This is a genomic window from Rhodovarius crocodyli (assembly GCF_004005855.1).
GTDB classification, from domain to species: Bacteria; Pseudomonadota; Alphaproteobacteria; order Acetobacterales; family Acetobacteraceae; genus Rhodovarius; species Rhodovarius crocodyli.
Window position 1 is genome coordinate 365,743 of sequence record NZ_SACL01000002.1, and the last position, 16,728, is coordinate 382,470.

Here is a 16,728-nt window from a genome sequence, read left to right on the forward strand (position 1 = left end):
AGCATGGCGCGTTCAGGCCAGCAGGCCAACCGTGTCCAGCACCATCTTTCCCTCGGGCCTGAGGCCGTGGAAGGCGCGATGGGCGACCAGTATGGCGATGATGTCGGCCTCCTCCAGCGCCTCGGCCAGCGTGACCTGCCGGGCGCGGCCGGCGAGGGAGGCGGGCAGGGCGGCCAGATGCGGTTCCACCACCATCAGTTCCAGGCCCGTCTCGCCCGCCATCTCAACCGCGATGGCCAGGGCCGGACTTTCCCGCAGATCCTCGATATCCGGCTTGTAGGACAGGCCAAGGATGGCCAGGCGCGGCGCCTTCAGCCGGGCTGCCATGGCGCGCAGCCGGGCCGCGACATCGCGCGGGCGGGCATCGTTCACGGCGCGCGCCGTGCGGATCAGCGGCGCGGCATCAGGCGCCGCATCCACCAGGAACCAGGGGTCCACCGCGATGCAATGCCCGCCCACCCCGGGGCCGGGGCGCAGGATGCCCACGCGCGGATGCCGGTTGGCCAGGGCGATGGCCTGCCAGATATCGACGCCCACCGCCTCCGCGATGCCGGCCAGCTCATTGGCGAAGGCGATGTTGGCGTCGCGATAGGCGTTTTCCGACAGCTTCGCGAATTCCGCCGTGCGGCAGTCCGTGACCAGGCAGGCGCCGGTCGCGAAGCTCTCATACAAGGCACGGGCACGGGCGGCGCAGCCGGGCGTCATGCCGCCGATGATGCGGTCGTTGGCGATCAGTTCCTTCAGCGCCTGGCCGGGCAGCACGCGTTCCGGGCAATGGGCGATGTGGATGTCGCCGGGGCGCCCCAGCGCGGGCAGGCGCAGATCGGGTCGGGCCAGGGCCAGCCGGGCCGCCAGCCCCTCGGTCGCGCCGACCGGGCAGGTGCTCTCGACGATCACGCAGTCACCCGGGCGCAGCAGAGGCGCGATGGCGTCGCCGGCCGCATGCAGGAAGGACAGGTCGGGCCGGCGATCCGCAGTGAAGGGCGTCGGCACCGCGATCAGGTGATAGTCGGCGGCGACAGGCGACGGGCCCGCCGAGAGCCTGCCGGTCTGCACCGCGGCCTGCAGCAGCATGGCCAGGTCAGGTTCCTGGAAATGCGGGCAGGCGCCGTTCACGGCCGCCACCACGGCCGCGCTGGTGTCGCACCCCCACACCCGGTGCCCGCGCGCCGCCAGCAGCGCCGCCGAAGGCAGCCCCACATAGCCGAGCCCCGTGACGCAGACCTCGCTCATCCCAGGAATTCCCGGATGGCCGCCACGATCCGGGCCGAGGCCCGGCCGTCGCCATAGGGAAACACCGGCCGGGCGCGGGCGGCGTATTCGCCGGGGTCCATCAGCAGGGCGGCCTCGGCCTCGATGCGCGCGGGGTCGGTGCCGATCACGCGCACCACCCCGGTCGCCACCGCCTCCGGGCGCTCGGTCACCTCGCGCAGCACCAGCACGGGCTTGCCCAGGGCGGGCGCTTCCTCCTGCAACCCGCCGGAATCGGTGATGACGAAGCGGCAGGCGCGCATGGCCTGGATCATGGCCGGATAGTCCAGCGGGTCCGTCAAGGTAATGCCCGGCCGGCCGGAGAGCGCCTCATGCACCGCGCCCCGCACCGCGGGGTTGGGATGCACCGGATAGAGCAGTTCCACATCGCCGCGCGCGGCGACCCGGCGCAGCCCCTCCGCAATGCGGCGGAAGCCCTCGCCGAAGCTTTCCCGGCGATGGGCCGTGACCAGGATGCGGGGCAGGGCGGGCGCGGGCGGCTGCGGCAGGCTGCCGGCCATCGCGAGCAGCGCGTCGATCGCGGTGTTGCCCGTCACGATCACGCGCCCCGCCCCGTATTCCCGGGCGAGGTTGGCCGCGGCCTCCGCGGTGGGGGCGAAGCGCAGGGCCGCGATGGCATCCACCGCCACGCGATTGGCTTCCTCCGGGAAGGGGCGGGTCAGGTCATGGCTGCGCAGACCGGCCTCCACATGGCCGACCGGGATGCCGGCGTGAAAGGCCGCGAGCGCCGCGCCCAGCGCCGTCGTGGTGTCCCCATGCACCAGCATCAGGTCGGGGCGCAGTTCCTCCAGCACCGGGGGCAGGGCCGCGAGAATGGAGGAGAGCAGCGCCACCGGCGCCTGGCCCGGCCGCATCAGCGCCAGGTCCCGGTCGGGCGCCGCGCCGAAGGCGGCGAAGACCTGGGCCAGCATGTCGCGGTGCTGGCCCGTGGTGCACAGGCTGTGGCGGAACCCGGCCTGCTTCAGCGCCCCCGCCAGCGGCAGCATCTTGATGGCCTCGGGCCTGGTGCCGAGGATGGTCAGCACATGGGCCGGCCCATGCTCGCCTGGGTTGTTCACGCGCGCTATCGCGGATTCCTCCGGCTGGCGATACAACCAGAGCGATAGGACGTGCCCGTGTGGGCACGCAAGGGTTTTGCAGGATCGTTACGTCCCGCACGCATTCCCGCCCCGGGGCGTGGCGGCGGCGGGCATCTTGCCTTATCCCTGTGCCGGACACATCTGCCGCTCACGCCAGGGACAGAACCGATGCAAGTGATTTCCGACATGCAGCCGCCCGCCGGGCCCGATCCCGTGATGGACGGTGACCAGAAGACCTTCATGCAGGATGTGGTGCAGGCCTCTCGCGAGGTTCCCATCCTGGTTGATTTCTGGGCGACCTGGTGCGGCCCCTGCAAGACCCTGACCCCCGCGCTGGAGAAGGTGGTGCGTTCCGCCGGCGGCCGTGTGCGGCTGGTCAAGATCGACATCGACCAGAACCGCCAGCTGGTGCAGCAGCTGGTCCAGATGGGCCTGCCGCTGCAGTCCGTCCCCACCGTCGCCGCCTTCTGGCAGGGCCAGATCGCCGACATCTTCCAGGGCGCCCTGCCCGAGAGCGAGCTGCGCCGCTTCGTCGAGGCGCTGCTGAAGATGGCCGGCGGGCAGATGCCCGGCGCCGACCTGCTGGCCGAGGCCGAGACCGCGCTGGAGGAAGGCGACGTCCAGACCGCCGCCGAGATCTTCGCCGCCCTCATCGAGCAGGAGCCCGAGAACCCCAAGGCCTATGCCGGGCTCGCGCGCTGCATGCTGGCGCTGGACCAGGAGGAACAGGCGCTGGCCGTGCTCGACGGCGCGCCCGAGAAGATCGCGGCCCATGCCGACCTCACGGCCATCCGTTCCCAGATCGAGCTGGCGGCCGCGGGCCGCGAGGCGCAGTCCAAGTTCGGTGAGTTCGAGGCGCGCCTCGCGGCCGACCCCGACGACCACGCGGCGCGCATCGACCTGGCCGTGGCGCTGAATGCCGCCGACCGGCGCGAGGACGCGGCCGAGCAGCTGCTGGAAGCCATCCGCCGCGACCGCGTCTGGAACGAGGAAGCCGCCCGCAAGCAGCTGCTGAAGTTCTTCGAGGCCTGGGGCTTCATGGACCCGGCCAGCGTCAAGGGCCGCCGCGCGCTGTCGGCGATCCTGTTCAAGTAGTGCCCTTTCCGCCCCCGCGTGCCGAGGAACTGCCGGATACCATCGCGGTCTTCCCGCTGCCGGGGGCGTTGCTGCTGCCGCATGGCCGCCTGCCGCTGAACATCTTCGAGCCGCGCTATCTGGCGATGGTCGAGGATGCGCTGGCGGCGGGGCGGATGTTCGGCATGATCCAGCCCGATGCGGCGGGCGGCACCTATGCCGTCGGCTGCCTCGGGCGCGTCTGCTCCTTCGCGGAGACGGATGACGGGCGGATGCTCATTACCCTGACCGGCCTCGCGCGGTTCCGCACGCGGGAGGAAGCGCCGCCCCGCCGGGGCTATCGGCGCATGCGGGTCGATTTCTCGGCGTTCACCCAGGACCTGGCGCCGCTGCCCGCCGAGGCCACGCTGCGCCCCGGAGAGCTGGAGGCGGTGCTGCGCCCCTATTTCCTGGCGCGCGAGATGGAGGTGAACTGGGACGCGATCGCCCGCATGCCCGAGGCGGTGCTGGTCACCACCCTGGGCATGCTGTGCCCCTTCGAGGTCGCGGAGAAGCAGGCGCTGCTGGAGGCCGGGAGCCTGCCCGAGCGGGCGGCGATGCTTCTGGCGCTGGTCAAGATGGGAATGCACGGCGAGGGCGGGCGGCGGCCCAGCTGAGGCCCGCCCGCGAGGGGCGCCTCAGTCGTTCGGGTGGCGCAGGTGCCACAGCCGCTCATGCGCGGCGACCAGGCTTTCCATGTTGCGCCGGCGGTTGGCATCCGGATGGCTCGGGCGGCGCATCAGCATCATTTCCAGAATGCGCAGCAACTGCTCGGCCACCTCGAAATCGCCCTGGTCGCAGGCCTGGTGGAACGCAATCAACACCTTGTCGGACAGGCGGCGGCTGTATCGAAGCTGCGGCGCCTTGGAGGCGTCGGCGGCTTCGGCCGTCTCAGTCAGTCTGTCGTCGCTGTCCATTGGAAAAAATCTCGATCCGTGCAGAAAATTGACACATCGCATGCGGTGTTAGGAAGCGGCATGCAACTGCCCCGGGGTCATAACGGCCGGTGATCACGAAATTGTGAGATCAGCGGCTCGCGTTGCTTCGCATTTGCATCGCAACGCTGCGCGCCATGTCGTCAACACTTGTCTCAGGGCGGTAGAGCGTCCGCACCCGACCATCCGGACCCACCAGATAAATGAAGCTGGAATGGTCCATCAGATACTCGTTCATCTCCCGCGGCTGGACCTTCTGGTAGAACACGCGGAAGCGGCGCGCGGCCTCGGCCACCTGCTCGCTCGTGCCGGTCAGCCCCTGCATGCGCGGATGGAAGCGGCTGACATAGTCGGCCATCACCGCCTGGGTGTCGCGGTCCGGGTCGATCGTGATCATCATCGGCGTCACCTGCTCACCGGCCGGGCCCATGGCGTCCAGCACATCGGCGATGCGGCCGAGCTCCGTCGGGCAGACATCGGGGCAATAGGTGTAGCCGAAATACAGCAGCATCCACTTGCCGGCATAGTCGCGCTCGGTCACCGCCTGGCCGTCCTGGCGGGTCAGGCTGAAGGGGCCGCCGAGGGAGACGCCGGAGGGCAGCTGAACCCCGCCGCCCACATTGGGCACCGGCATGGACTGGCCGAAGATGGAGGCCAGGCGCTGCGCGAAGGCCTCGCCCACATCCTGGCCTGGGGCGCGGGTGAACCAGGCATGCGCCCACACGCCGCCGATCGCGACGATCAGGACCAGACAGGCATAGCGGATGAATTTGAGCATGCGGCGGGCATAGCCCGGCCGGGCCGGAGCGCCAAGCCGCGCGATGGCCGCCGGCGGCGCTGGGGCGGGCGGGGCCCGTTCTGTCGCGATGTCGCGAGGATAGGCAAAAACAACGCTATCTGCCCGACCGGGCGGCAGGGCCGGCGTGGACGCACCGCAACTGCCTTCGATTTCATCCTTCGGGCCTGCCCGGCTGCGCCAAGCTTCCCGCCTCTCAAGGAGGTTCCCGCCCGATGGCCCGTTTCCCCCTGCCTTCCTGCGGTTGCGGCCGGCCGCATGCGGGCTTCGCCTGCACCGAGGCGCCCGGCGACGGCACCGGCGCCGAAGGCAGGCTGGTGGAGGAGACGGTGCTGCGGGCGGTGTTTCCGGATGCCGCCACCCGCCGCTCCCTGATCGCGGCCTTCGGCCTCGGCACCGTCATGGCCGCCATCGCCGATGTCCTGCCTTTGGGCATCGCGCGTGAGGCGCTGGCCCAGGCGCCCGGCCCGCTGGAGAAGTCCGCGCTGAAGATCGGCTTCATCCCCATCACCTGCGCGACGCCCATCATCATGGCGGACCCGATGGGCTTCTACCGCAAGCACGGGCTGAACGTGGAGGTGATCCGCACCGCCGGCTGGGCGGTGATCCGGGACCGCGCCATCGCCCGCGAATATGATGCGGCCCATATGCTGAGCCCGATGCCGGTAGCGATGTCGCTGGGCGTGGGGGTGGCGGCACCGCAGCCCTGGGCGGTGGCGGCCATCGAGAACATCAACGGCCAGGCCATCACGCTGGCGAACAAGCACCGCGAGAAGCGCGATCCGAAGGACTGGAAGGGCTTCCGCTTCGCCGTGCCGTTCGACTTTTCCATGCACAACTACCTGCTGCGCGCCTATCTGGCCGAGCACGGCATCGACCCGGATCGGGACGTGCAGATCCGCTCCGTGCCGCCGCCGGAGATGGTGGCCAACCTGCGCGCGGACAACATCGACGGCTTCCTGGGGCCCGACCCCTTCAACCAGCGCGCGGTGTTCGATGGGCTGGGCTTCATCCATGTGCTGACCAAGGATTTCTGGCAGGGCCATCCCTGCTGCGCCTTCGCGGTGCCCGCCGGCATGCCGCGCGAGATGCCCAACACCTTCGCCGCGCTGATGCGCGCGATCGTGGAGGCCACAGCCCATGCCGACAAGGCAGAGAACCGGCGCGAGGTGGCGGCCGCCATCTCTGGCCCGAACTACCTGAACCAGCCCGAGACGGTGGTGACCCAGGTGCTGACCGGCACCTTTGCCGATGGGCTGGGCCAGGTGCGCCGCGTGCCCGACCGCATCGGCTTCGACCCCTATCCCTGGCATTCCATGGCGATCTGGATCCTGACCCAGATGCGCCGCTGGGGGCATCTGCAGCGCGATGTGGACTACACCGCCGTCTCGGGCCAGGTGTTCCTGGCGCTGGATGCCGGGCGCGTGATGCAGGGCATGGGGCTGCCGGTGCCGGCCAGCCCGCTTCGTAAGGAGACGATCTTCGGCCGCGAGTTCGACCCGGCGGCGGCCGGCGCCTACCTCAACTCCTTCGCCATCCGCCGTTGATGCAGGCCGTTCCCGCCTGGAAGGCGGCGCTGCTCTCTCTGGCTATCCTCGCCGTGTTCCTCGGCGCCTGGGAACTGGCGCTGAAGGCGGGTGCCGCGGGCGGCGGGGCGGCCATCGACCCCGAATACGCGGCCCTGCTGGGCCAGGCCGCCCAGCAGGGCGGCCGCACCCCGATGCCGGCGCCCAGCCAGATCGCGGTGCGATTGTGGGAACTGCTGCGCGACCCCTTCTATGTGCGCGGCCCCAATGACCAGGGCATCGGCATCCAGGTGGCGTGGTCGCTGGGGCGGGTGCTGCTGGGCTTTCTGATCGCGGCGGTCGTCGCCATTCCGCTGGGCTTCGTCATCGGCATGTCGCCGCTGTTGAACGCGGCGCTGAATCCCTTCATCCAGGTGCTGCGGCCGGTCTCGCCGCTCGCCTGGATGCCGCTCGCGCTGTTCACCATCCAGGACAGTTCGATCAGCGCCATCTTCGTGATCTTCATCTGCTCCATCTGGCCCATGCTGATGAACACGGCCTTCGGTGTCGCCAATGTCCGCCGCGAATGGCTGAACGTGGCCCGCACGCTGGAGGCCGGGACCTGGCGCACCGCCTTCCGCGTCATCCTGCCCGCCGCCGCCCCCACCATCTTGACCGGCATGCGAATTTCCATCGGCATCGCCTGGCTGGTGATCGTGGCCGCCGAGATGCTCGTGGGCGGCACGGGCATCGGCTACTGGGTCTGGAACCAGTGGAACAACCTGTCGCTGGCGGACATCGTGATCGCGATCCTGATGATCGGGCTGGTGGGCCTCGCGCTCGACCGGCTGCTCGGCCTCGTTCAGCGGTGGGTGGCCTGGCAGGAATGAAGCCTTATGTCAGCGTGGAGGGGATAGCCCGGCGCTTCCCCGGCCTTACCGTGTTCCAGGATGTGTGGTTCGGCATCGCGCGGGGCGAATTCGTCTGCCTCGTCGGCCATTCGGGCTGCGGCAAGACCACCATCCTGAACATCCTGGCAGGGCTGGACAGCCCCAGCGACGGCGGGGTGGTGGTGGATGGGCAGGAGATCACCGGCCCCGCGCTGGACCGCGCCGTGGTGTTCCAGGGCCATGCGCTGATGCCCTGGCTGACGGCCGAGCAGAATGTCGGCTTCGCGCTGTCCTGCCGGAAACCCGGCTGGGGCAGGGCACGCCTGCGGGAGGAAGCGCGCGCCGTGCTGGCCAAGGTGGGGCTGGAGCACGCCGCCGACCGCAAGCCCGCCATGCTATCGGGTGGCATGAAGCAGCGGGTGGGCATCGCCCGTGCCCTCGCGGTCCAGCCCAAGATGATGCTGATGGACGAGCCCTTCAGCGCGCTGGATGCCCTCACGCGCGGGTCCCTGCAGGAGGAAGTCTCCCGCCTGACGACCGAGGCCGGGCAGACCGCCTTCATGATCACCCATGACGTGGATGAGGCGATCCTGCTGGCGGACCGCATCCTGCTGATGACCAACGGCCCCGAGGCGCGCATCGCCGAGGTGCTGGTGAACACGCTGCCGCGCCCGCGCATCCGGGCCACGCTGCACCACCAGCCCGGCTACCACGGCCTGCGCGACCACATCATGGATTTCCTCGTCACGCGTTCCCGCACCCTCGCGGGGGCGCCGCCCGAGGGATACGACCCCCGCGACCCGCCAATCGTGCGGTTGGCGGAATAAGCACAGGAGAATGCGATGACCCGCACCCAACTCACCGAGAAGATCCTCGACATCAAGCGCGAGAAGGGCTGGAGCTGGAAATACATCTGCGGCGAGATCGGCGGCATGTCCGATACGCTGATCGTGGGCGCGCTGCTGGGCCAGATGAAACTGGTGAAGCCGCTGGCCGCCAAGGCCGCCGCCCTGTTCGGCCTCAGCGCCGCCGAACAGTCCATGCTGAACGAGGTGCCCTATCGCGGCATGCCGATGCCGCCCACCGACCCGCTGATCTACCGTTTCTATGAGATGGTGATGGTGAACGGCCCGGCCTGGAAGGCGCTGATCGAGGAGGAATTCGGCGACGGCATCATGTCCGCCATCGACTTCGACTTCGACTTCGAGCGCATGCCGCATCCCAAGGGTGACCGGGTGAAGATCAGCATGTCGGGGAAGTTCCTGCCGTATAAATATTATGGGGCGGAGCAGGGGATTCCGGAATATGGCTTTAAGGAGGAGTAAGAGACGTTCTTTTTTGTAAAAAAGAACCAAAAAACTTTTTGAAATTTGTGTGGCTCCAGGGGTTGGGACCGTCTTAACCACTGACGGGCGCCAAATTCTCAAAAGTCTTTTTGCTTCTTTTTCTACAGAAAAAGAAGGCCCTTCTCACCCCCCTGGCGCCCTGCCACGTCTTCCTGCTGTAATGCTTCGGCTGCGAACGAGGTGTTGAAGGCATGGACGGGATCGAGTGGCGGACGCATAGCTCCCATTGGGGCGTGTTCAGCGCGGGCTGGAAGGACGGCGAGCTGGTCGTCCGCCCGCATCCGTCGGACCCGGACCCCAACGGCATCCTGCAGAACCTGCCCCAGGCGCTGCGCCACCAGGCGCGCGTCGGCCAGCCGATGGTACGCCGCGGCTGGCTGGAGCGCGGCCCCGGCCCGGACGCCACGCGCGGCGCCGATGAGTATGTCGCCGTCTCCTGGCCGCAGGTGCTGGACCTGCTGGCGAAGGAACTCGCGCGGGTGCAGGAGCAGCACGGCGTCGCCTCGATCTTCGGCGGGTCCTACGGCTGGTCCAGCGCGGGGCGTTTCCACCATGCGCAGAGCCAGGTGCACCGCTTCCTGAACAATGTGATGGGCGGCTATGTGCGGTCGGTGAACAGCTATTCCGCCGGTGCCTCGGCAGTGATCCTGCCGCATATCCTGGGCCATTACGAACAGCTCTCGCGCAACACCATCACCTGGAAGGCGGTGGCCGAGCACAGCGAGGTGGTGCTGGCCTTCGGCGGCATGGCGCTGAAGAACTCCATGGTGGCGGCGGGCGGCATCAGCCGGCACATCGAGCGCGGCTCCATGGCGCGCGCGGCCGAACGCGGGGCGCGCTTCGTGCTGATCTCGCCCCTGCGCGGCGACCTGCCGGAGGAAGCGCGCGCGGAGTGGATGACGCTGACGCCGGGCACCGACACCGCGCTGATGCTGGGCATCGCCCACACGCTGGTGGCCGCCGGCAAGCACGACCAGGCCTTCATCGAGCGCTACTGCGTGGGCTGGGACAAGTTCGCGCCCTATCTGCTCGGTGTCTCTGACGGCCAGGCCAAGGATGCCGACTGGGCGGCCGCGATCTGCGGCGTGCCGGCCGAGCAGATCCGCGCCCTGGCGCTGTCGCTGCCGGGCAAGCGCGTGCTGGTGACCGTGGCCCATTCCCTGCAGCGCGCCGAACATGGCGAGCAGCCGGTGTGGATGGGCGCCGTGCTGGCCGCCATCCTGGGCCAGATCGGCCTGCCGGGCGGCGGCTACGGCTATGCGCTGGGGGCACTGGGCCATACGGGGCGCGAGACCAACATCGCGGCCGTGGCCTCGCTGAACCAGGGCAAGAACTCGGTGGCGGACTTCATCCCCGTCGCCCGTATCTCGGACATGCTGCTGAAGCCCGGCGAGCCCTATGAGTATAACGGCCAGCACCGCACCTATCCGGACATCAAGCTGGTCTATTGGGCGGGCGGCAACCCGTTCCACCACCACCAGGACCTGAACCGCCTGCGCGCCGCCTTCCGCGGCATCGACACGCTGGTGGTGCACGAGAATGCCTGGACCGCGACCGCCCGCCACGCCGACATCGTGCTGCCCGCCACCATGACGGCCGAGCGCGAGGATATCGGCAGCAGCGCCGTGGACCCGGTGGTGGTCGCGATGAAGCCGCTGGCCGAGCCCTTCGGCGAGGCGCGCGACGATTACTGGATCTTCTCCGAGCTGGCCCGGCGCCTGGGCAAGGAACAGGAATTCACCGAGGGCCGAGACGTGCGCGCCTGGCTGCGCGTGCTGTATGCGCCGCTGGAGAAGCGCATGGCCGATCTGGGCCAGCCCGTGCTCAGCTTCGACGAGTTCTGGGAGGCGGGCGAGGCGGTGGTGCCGCAGACCCCGGACACCGGCGGCTTCCTCGCGGCTTTCCGGGCGGACCCGGCGGGCGAGCCGCTGCCCACCCCTTCGGGCAAGATCGAGATCTTCTCCGAGACCATCGCGGGCTTCGGCTATGACGACTGCCCGGGCCACCCCGCTTGGCTCGCGCCCACCGAGGTGCCGAGCGCCGAGGAGCCCCTGCATCTGGTGGCCAACCAGCCCGCGACCCGCCTGCATTCGCAGCTGGATTTCGGCGGCCATAGCCAGGACAGCAAGCGCCGCGGGCGCGAGGTGATGTGCATCCACCCCCGGGATGCCGAGGCGCGCGGCATCGAGGACGGCCAGGTGGTGCGCCTGTTCAACGGGCGCGGCGCGTGCCTGGCCACCGCGCGCGTGACGCCCGATGTGATGGCGGGCGTCGTGCAACTGCCGACCGGCGCCTGGTACGACCCGATCGACCCCGGCGAGGCCAACCCCATGTGCGTGCACGGCAACCCCAATGTGCTGACGCGGGACAAGGGCACGTCACGGCTGGCCCAGGGCTGCACCGGGCAGCTGACGACGGTGCAGGTCGAGGCCTTCACGGGCAACCTGCCGCCGATCCGGGCCTTCGTGCCGCCGGGGATGGAGGCGATGGCGGCGGAGTAATGAGCCCTGCGCCCCGTTGAGGGGCAGCGCCCCGGCGCTACGGGAAACTCGGCCACCCTTCATCCACCCGCTCCCGCTCCGGCGCGCTTTCCGGCACCACGAACGGCACCGGCGCGCTGTGCAGCCGGTCCTTACCCAGCAGGAATACCCGCCCCTGCCGGTGCGCCAGCGGCGCCAGCGCGGGGCTGCGCACGTCCAGCCCGCCGGTCAGCGCGCCGAAGGCCGGCAGCACCACATGCTGCGGGCCGGCCAGGAAGCAGGGGCGGCTGATCCGGCCGGCCCGCGTCTCCAGGCTGGCCTTGGGGTGGTAGTGGCCGCTGATCTCGCCTTCGCGGTGGCGCGCGATCGGCCCGCCGCCGATATGGCGGAACCGCATGGGGCCGAGCGCCAGCTCCTCCATCGCCTCGCCGGGCAGGCTGGCGGGGGGCGCGGGGTCGTGGTTGCCCAGCACCCAGGTCACGCGCAGCCCGGCCAGCAGGGCGGCCAGGGTGGCGCGGTCGTCGTCGGCCAGGCGCGCATGGCCTTCGGCGTCATGAAAGCTGTCACCCAGCAGCACCAGGTGGCGCGGCTCATAGCGGCGCAGCACGAAGGAGAGCTTCTTCAGCGTCTCGCGCGTGTCGTATGGCGGCAGCAGCCGGCCGCGCGCGGCGAAATGGCTGGATTTTTCCAGATGCAGGTCCGCGACCGCCATCAGCCGCTCGCCGGGCCACAGCAATACCCCGCTGGGGCACAGCATCAGGCGGTGGCCCACGATATGGATGGGGGCGGCGATCATGACCGTCCCCCGGGGCGGCGCTTTCTCGGGCGGGGTTCCCGGGGTGCGGGCGGCAAGGCTTCGTTCACGTCGTTCAGATTCCCCTCGAAACTTTCGGCACCGCCGGTGGCTTCCTCCACCAGGGCGGCAGCCTCGGCCAGCAGCGCGTCCTCGGCGCCGCCGGCCACCCATTCGCGCCCCACTTCGATCAGCGCCGGCACCGCCAGCGGCGACACGCAATCCAGCACCCGGTGGCGGATATGCCCCTTCGCGCGCGCCAGCAGGGCGGCGATGCGCGAGATGTCCGTCAGGCCCGAGGCCGCTTCGGCGCGGGTCGCGCGCAGCAATATATGGTCCGGCTCATGCCGGCGCAGCACGTCATAGATCAGGTCGGAATTGACCGTCATCTGGCGCTTGGATTTCTCGGCGCCGGGGTGGTTCTTGTCGATCAGCCCCGCGATCATGGCGATGTTGCGGAAGGTCCGGCGCAGCATGGAACTCTCGGCCATCCACTCGTCCAGATCCTCGCCCAGCATGTCCTCGCTGAACAGGGTCTCCATGTCCGTGGGCTCGAAGGCGCTCCAGGCCGAGAGCACATAGTCCGTGCTGACATAGCCCATGGGGGCATAGCCGAGGCGCTCCATCCGCTTGGTCAGCAGCATCCCCAGGCTCTGATGGGCCAGCCGTCCCTCGAAGGTATAGGCCACCAGGAACCATCGGCCGCCACGCGGGAAGGTCTCGATCAGCAGGCCATCGGGCTCCGGCAGCTCACTGCGCAGGCGCTGCATGTCCAGCCATTCGCGCACCGGGTCGGGCAGGGCGGACCAGCGGGACGGGTCATGCATGATCTCCCGCACCTCGGCCGCCAGATAGGTCGAGAGCGGCAACCGGCTGCCGCCATAGGCCGGCACGCGCGGCTCACCCGGGCCACCGCCGGGGCGGACCATGGCCACCACGCCGTCCATAGCCTCGAAGCGCAGCACCTGGCCCGCGAACAGGAAATTGTCGCCCGGGCGCAGGGTGGAGACGAACCATTCCTCCACCTCGCCCAGCATGGGCCCGCCGCGCATGCGGATCTTGACCAGCGGCTGCTCGACGATGGTGCCGAGGTTCATGCGCAGCTGCCGGGCGATCGCCGGGCCCCGCACATGCATATAGCCCTCGGCGTCGCGGAACAGGCGGCGATAGCGTTCATAGACCCGCAGCGCGTAGCCGCCATCCTCCACGAAGCGCAGCACGTCGTCGAAATCCCGGCGGGGCAGGGCGGCATAGGGGGCGGCGCGTGTCACCTCGGCGAACAAATCGTCGGGCAGAAAAGGCGCGTGGCAGGCCATGGCCAATATGTGCTGGGCCAGCACGTCCAGCCCGCCGGGGCGCGGCGGGTCGCCATCCTGCTTGCGGGCCTTCACGGCACCCAGGGCGGCCACGCATTCGATCACCTCGAAGCGGTTGGCCGGCACCAGCGTCGCGCGCGATGCCTCATCCATGCGGTGGTTGGAGCGCCCCACCCGCTGCATCAGCCGCGACACGCCCTTGGGCGCGCCCACCTGGATCACCTGGTCCACATCGCCCCAGTCGATGCCGAGGTCGAGGCTGGAGGTCGCGACCACGGCGCGCAGCTTTCCCGCCGCCATCGCGGCCTCCACCTTGCGGCGCTGTTCCACCGTCAGGCTGCCATGGTGCAGGGCGATGGGCAGCACCGCCTCGTTCATCCGCCACAGGGCTGCGAAGATCAGCTCCGACTGGGCGCGGGTGTTGACGAAGACGATGGTGACGCGGGCGGCCTCGATCCGGCGATAGATCTCGGGCGCGGAGGCGAGCCCCATATGCCCGCCCCAGGGCAGGTGCCCCTCCGGCAGCTGGATGTCGATGTCCGGCAGGGCGCCGCCCGCCACCTCGACCAGCTTCGCGTCCGCGGACCGGCCGCTGGGGGCCACATAGGCGCGCAGCGCATCCGGGTGCGCGACGGTGGCCGACAGCCCCACCCGCGCCGCGCCCGGCACCAGCGCCGAGAGGCGGGACAGGCACAGCGCCAGCTGGTCTCCCCGCTTGGTGCCGGCCAGCGCGTGGATCTCGTCGATCACGATGCGGCGCAGGCCGCCGAACATCTCCCGCGCCTCGGGCAGGGAGAGCAACAGGGTCAGGCTCTCGGGCGTTGTCAGCAGGATGTTGGGTGGTTTCTCACGCTGCCGGGCGCGGCGGTTGGCGGGGGTGTCGCCGGTGCGGGTCTCGATGGAGATATCGAGCGCCATCTCCGACACCGGCGCCACCAGGTTGCGGGCGATGTCCACCGCCAGCGCCTTCAACGGCGAGACATAGAGGGTGTGGAGCCCCTCGCGCGGGGTGGCGGCCAGCTCCGCCAGCGTGGGCAGGAAGCCCGCCAGGGTCTTGCCCGCGCCGGTCGGCGCGATCAGCAGCGCGCTCTCGCCGGCCCGCGCGGCGTCCAGCATCGCGATCTGGTGCGGCCGGGGTTGCCAGCCGCGCCGATCGAACCAACTCTGCAAAGGTTCCGGCAATGTTCTCACTGAGGAGGCGTCTTACACCGTGCCGCCGCACCCCGAAAGCTGGCTTCGCGTCACGGAGGCCGGGCTGTTCTGTGAACCGGGCGGGTTCTACATCGACCCGACCCGCGCCGTGCCGCGCGCCGTCATCACGCATGGCCACTCTGACCACGCGCGCCCCGGTCACATGTCCGTGCTCGGCACGCCCGAAACCCTGGCCATCATGCGCCTGCGCATGGGTGAGGAGCGGGCAGGGCTGACGCAACAGCCGCTTGCGTATCATTCCCCGCTCGACATCAACGGGGTGCGCGTCACGCTGGTCCCGGCCGGGCATGTGCTGGGCAGCGCCCAGGTGGTGATGGACTGGCAGGGCAGCCGGGCGGTGGTCAGCGGCGACTACAAGCGCAGCCCCGACCCGACCTGCCCGCCCTTCGAGCCCGTGACCTGCGACGTGTTCGTGACGGAGGCGACCTTCGCCCTGCCGGTCTTCACCCACCCGAAGCCCGCCGACGAGATCGCGAAGCTGCTGCGCTCGGCCAGCCTGTTCCCGGAACGCACCCATGTCATCGGCGCCTACTCGCTGGGCAAGGCGCAGCGGATGATCGCCCTGCTGCGCCAGTCCGGCTGGGACCGGCCGGTGCATCTGCACGGGGCGCATGTGGCGATGTGTGCCTTGTATGAGGAGCTGGGCGTGAAGCTCGGCCCCCTGCTGCCGGCGACGGTGAAGGACAAGGCCGCCCTGGTGGGGGCCATGGTGCTGGCCCCGCCTTCGGCCATCGCGGACCGCTGGGCCAGGCGGCTGAACGACCCCATCCCCTGCATGGCCTCGGGCTGGATGCGTATCCGGGCCCGGGCAAGGCAAGGGGGCGTGGAGCTGCCCCTCGTCATCTCGGACCATGCCGATTGGCCCGAGCTGCTGCGCACCGCGCGTGAGGTGCAGGCGCCCGAGATCTGGATCACCCATGGGCGGGAGGATGCGCTGATCCATGCCCTGTCCGGCATGGGCATCCGCGGCCGGGCGCTGCATCTGGTGGGGCTGGAGGAGGGGGAGGAGTAGGATCGGCCGTTTCGCACGATCGGGCAGCATATGATTATCATGCGTGCGAATATGTGTGAAATTTCACGGAGTTGATTACAATTTGAGCGCGAAACGTTGTTCCGCTGCCCGAATCACTGCGCTATCCCGCCCGCCATGGAATTCGTGCTGTGCAATGAGCTGCTGCGTGACCTGACCTTGCCGCAGCAGGCCGACCATGCCGCCGCCCTCGGCTATGCGGGGCTTGAGGTGGCGCCATTCACCCTGGAGGCAGACGAACCCCACCGGATGCCCGCGCATGAGCGCCGCCTGCTGCGCCGCGCGGCCGAGGACGCCGGCGCCCCCATTCTCGGCCTGCACTGGCTGCTGGCCGCACCCGCCGGGCTTTCCATCACGAGCGCCGACCCCGCGCTGCGCGCCCGGACGCTGGACGTGATGCAGGGGCTGATCGCGCTGGCGGCCGATCTGGGGGCGGAATATCTGGTGCATGGCAGCCCCGGCCAGCGCGTCGTCTCCGCCCAGGGGGACGCGGAACGCGCGAATGAGGCCATGCTGATGGCCGGCGATTGGGCCCGGGCCGTCGGCGTCACCTATATCATTGAGCCGCTGGACCCCGGCCAGACCAACTGGATGTCCTCAACGCATGAGGCCGTGGCCTTCACCGAGGCCGCTGGCAACCCGCATCTGGCCACCATGCTGGACGTGAGCGCGGCCGAGAACACCGAATCCGAGACGGTGCCGGACCTGCTGCGCCGCTATGTCCCCACCGGCCAGATCGCCCATATCCATCTGAATGACCGTACCCGCCGGGGCCCGGGGCAGGGGGTGGACCGTTTCATTCCCATCCTCGAAGCCCTGATCGAGACGGGCTATTCCGGCAGGGCGGGGGTCGAGAGTTTCGACTACCTGCCCGACGGGCCCGGCACGGCCGCGCGCGCCATCGGCTATCTGCAGGGCTGCCTTGAGGCCATAGGCCGCCGGCCTTAGCGCCGTTGGGGCA

Annotated in this window: 15 protein-coding genes; 9 read left to right on the forward strand and 6 right to left on the reverse strand. The window is 69.7% G+C overall.

Going from position 1 to position 16,728, the window contains the following annotated elements; translation table 11 throughout:
• Positions 1-12: 12 nt before the first annotated feature.
• The gene (gene wecC / locus EOD42_RS07735) at positions 13-1,233 is read right to left on the reverse strand and encodes a UDP-N-acetyl-D-mannosamine dehydrogenase (protein WP_127786922.1); all 1,221 of its coding nucleotides are present in this window, start codon (positions 1,231-1,233) and stop codon (positions 13-15) included.
• On the reverse strand, positions 1,230-2,330 hold the full coding sequence (gene wecB, locus EOD42_RS07740) for a non-hydrolyzing UDP-N-acetylglucosamine 2-epimerase (RefSeq protein ID WP_276318135.1): 1,101 nt from the start codon (positions 2,328-2,330) through the stop codon (positions 1,230-1,232). Before wecB ends, wecC begins: the two co-directional genes overlap by 4 nt.
• Before the next feature lie 189 nt (positions 2,331-2,519).
• Here wecB and EOD42_RS07745 point away from each other — a divergent pair, with 189 nt between their 5' ends.
• Together EOD42_RS07745 and EOD42_RS07750 are read left to right on the forward strand one after the other, a co-directional pair.
• Entirely contained in the window at positions 2,520-3,446 is a 927-nt protein-coding gene (locus tag EOD42_RS07745; RefSeq protein WP_127786923.1) for a tetratricopeptide repeat protein, read from the forward strand.
• A complete protein-coding gene (locus EOD42_RS07750; protein WP_127786924.1) occupies positions 3,446-4,081 on the forward strand; it encodes an LON peptidase substrate-binding domain-containing protein in 636 nt (211 codons plus the stop codon). The genes EOD42_RS07745 and EOD42_RS07750 overlap by 1 nt, the downstream gene beginning before the upstream one ends.
• 21 nt (positions 4,082-4,102) lie before the next feature.
• Here EOD42_RS07750 and EOD42_RS07755 read toward each other — a convergent pair whose 3' ends face one another.
• Positions 4,103-4,381: a hypothetical protein gene (locus EOD42_RS07755; protein WP_127786925.1), complete on the reverse strand. Its 279-nt coding sequence runs from the start codon at positions 4,379-4,381 to the stop codon at positions 4,103-4,105.
• 109 nt (positions 4,382-4,490) lie between these two features.
• Entirely contained in the window at positions 4,491-5,177 is a 687-nt protein-coding gene (locus EOD42_RS07760; RefSeq protein ID WP_127786926.1) for an SCO family protein, read from the reverse strand.
• A gap of 233 nt (positions 5,178-5,410) precedes the next feature.
• On the opposite strand from EOD42_RS07760, the gene EOD42_RS07765 reads away from it, so the two are divergent.
• From EOD42_RS07765 to EOD42_RS07785, 5 genes are all read left to right on the forward strand, one after another.
• Positions 5,411-6,742, forward strand: coding sequence for a CmpA/NrtA family ABC transporter substrate-binding protein (locus EOD42_RS07765; protein ID WP_127786927.1), 1,332 nt, complete (start codon positions 5,411-5,413; stop codon positions 6,740-6,742).
• Positions 6,742-7,590 carry a nitrate ABC transporter permease gene (ntrB, locus tag EOD42_RS07770; protein ID WP_127786928.1) on the forward strand — a complete coding sequence of 283 codons (849 nt, stop codon included), beginning with the start codon at positions 6,742-6,744 and terminating at the stop codon, positions 7,588-7,590. The genes EOD42_RS07765 and ntrB overlap by 1 nt, the downstream gene beginning before the upstream one ends.
• The gene (locus EOD42_RS07775; protein WP_127786929.1) at positions 7,587-8,417 is read left to right on the forward strand and encodes an ABC transporter ATP-binding protein; all 831 of its coding nucleotides are present in this window, start codon (positions 7,587-7,589) and stop codon (positions 8,415-8,417) included. Before ntrB ends, EOD42_RS07775 begins: the two co-directional genes overlap by 4 nt.
• Positions 8,418-8,432: 15 nt before the next feature.
• Entirely contained in the window at positions 8,433-8,915 is a 483-nt protein-coding gene (gene cynS / locus EOD42_RS07780; protein WP_127786930.1) for a cyanase, read from the forward strand.
• Positions 8,916-9,127: 212 nt separating this feature from the next.
• Complete coding sequence (locus EOD42_RS07785; protein ID WP_127786931.1) at positions 9,128-11,437, forward strand: molybdopterin guanine dinucleotide-containing S/N-oxide reductase; 2,310 nt, start codon at positions 9,128-9,130, stop codon at positions 11,435-11,437.
• A gap of 37 nt (positions 11,438-11,474) precedes the next feature.
• On the opposite strand, the gene pdeM is transcribed toward EOD42_RS07785, so the two are convergent.
• The gene (gene pdeM, locus EOD42_RS07790; protein WP_127786932.1) at positions 11,475-12,212 is read right to left on the reverse strand and encodes a ligase-associated DNA damage response endonuclease PdeM; all 738 of its coding nucleotides are present in this window, start codon (positions 12,210-12,212) and stop codon (positions 11,475-11,477) included.
• On the reverse strand, positions 12,209-14,641 hold the full coding sequence (locus tag EOD42_RS07795) for a ligase-associated DNA damage response DEXH box helicase (protein ID WP_408902145.1): 2,433 nt from the start codon (positions 14,639-14,641) through the stop codon (positions 12,209-12,211). The genes pdeM and EOD42_RS07795 overlap by 4 nt, the downstream gene beginning before the upstream one ends.
• A gap of 94 nt (positions 14,642-14,735) precedes the next feature.
• On the opposite strand from EOD42_RS07795, the gene EOD42_RS07800 reads away from it, so the two are divergent.
• Positions 14,736-15,749 (forward strand): ligase-associated DNA damage response exonuclease, encoded by a 1,014-nt coding sequence (locus EOD42_RS07800; protein WP_127786934.1) that lies wholly within the window; start codon positions 14,736-14,738, stop codon positions 15,747-15,749.
• A gap of 135 nt (positions 15,750-15,884) precedes the next feature.
• On the forward strand, positions 15,885-16,715 hold the full coding sequence (locus tag EOD42_RS07805; RefSeq protein ID WP_127786935.1) for a sugar phosphate isomerase/epimerase family protein: 831 nt from the start codon (positions 15,885-15,887) through the stop codon (positions 16,713-16,715).
• The last annotated feature ends 13 nt before the right edge of the window (positions 16,716-16,728 follow it).

Bases quoted from the DNA above. Each gene is read 5' to 3' on its own strand.
- wecC (WP_127786922.1), bottom strand. From the start codon at position 1,233: ATGAGCGAGGTCTGCGTCACGGGGCTCGGCTATGTGGGGCTGCCTTCG.
- EOD42_RS07745 (WP_127786923.1), top strand. From the start codon at position 2,520: ATGCAAGTGATTTCCGACATGCAGCCGCCCGCCGGGCCCGATCCCGTG.
- EOD42_RS07755 (WP_127786925.1), bottom strand. From the start codon at position 4,381: ATGGACAGCGACGACAGACTGACTGAGACGGCCGAAGCCGCCGACGCC.
- EOD42_RS07760 (WP_127786926.1), bottom strand. From the start codon at position 5,177: ATGCTCAAATTCATCCGCTATGCCTGTCTGGTCCTGATCGTCGCGATC.
- EOD42_RS07765 (WP_127786927.1), top strand. From the start codon at position 5,411: ATGGCCCGTTTCCCCCTGCCTTCCTGCGGTTGCGGCCGGCCGCATGCG.
- ntrB (WP_127786928.1), top strand. From the start codon at position 6,742: ATGCAGGCCGTTCCCGCCTGGAAGGCGGCGCTGCTCTCTCTGGCTATC.
- EOD42_RS07775 (WP_127786929.1), top strand. From the start codon at position 7,587: ATGAAGCCTTATGTCAGCGTGGAGGGGATAGCCCGGCGCTTCCCCGGC.
- cynS (WP_127786930.1), top strand. From the start codon at position 8,433: ATGACCCGCACCCAACTCACCGAGAAGATCCTCGACATCAAGCGCGAG.
- EOD42_RS07785 (WP_127786931.1), top strand. From the start codon at position 9,128: ATGGACGGGATCGAGTGGCGGACGCATAGCTCCCATTGGGGCGTGTTC.
- pdeM (WP_127786932.1), bottom strand. From the start codon at position 12,212: ATGATCGCCGCCCCCATCCATATCGTGGGCCACCGCCTGATGCTGTGC.
- EOD42_RS07795 (WP_408902145.1), bottom strand. From the start codon at position 14,641: ATGCTGGACGCCGCGCGGGCCGGCGAGAGCGCGCTGCTGATCGCGCCG.
- EOD42_RS07805 (WP_127786935.1), top strand. From the start codon at position 15,885: ATGGAATTCGTGCTGTGCAATGAGCTGCTGCGTGACCTGACCTTGCCG.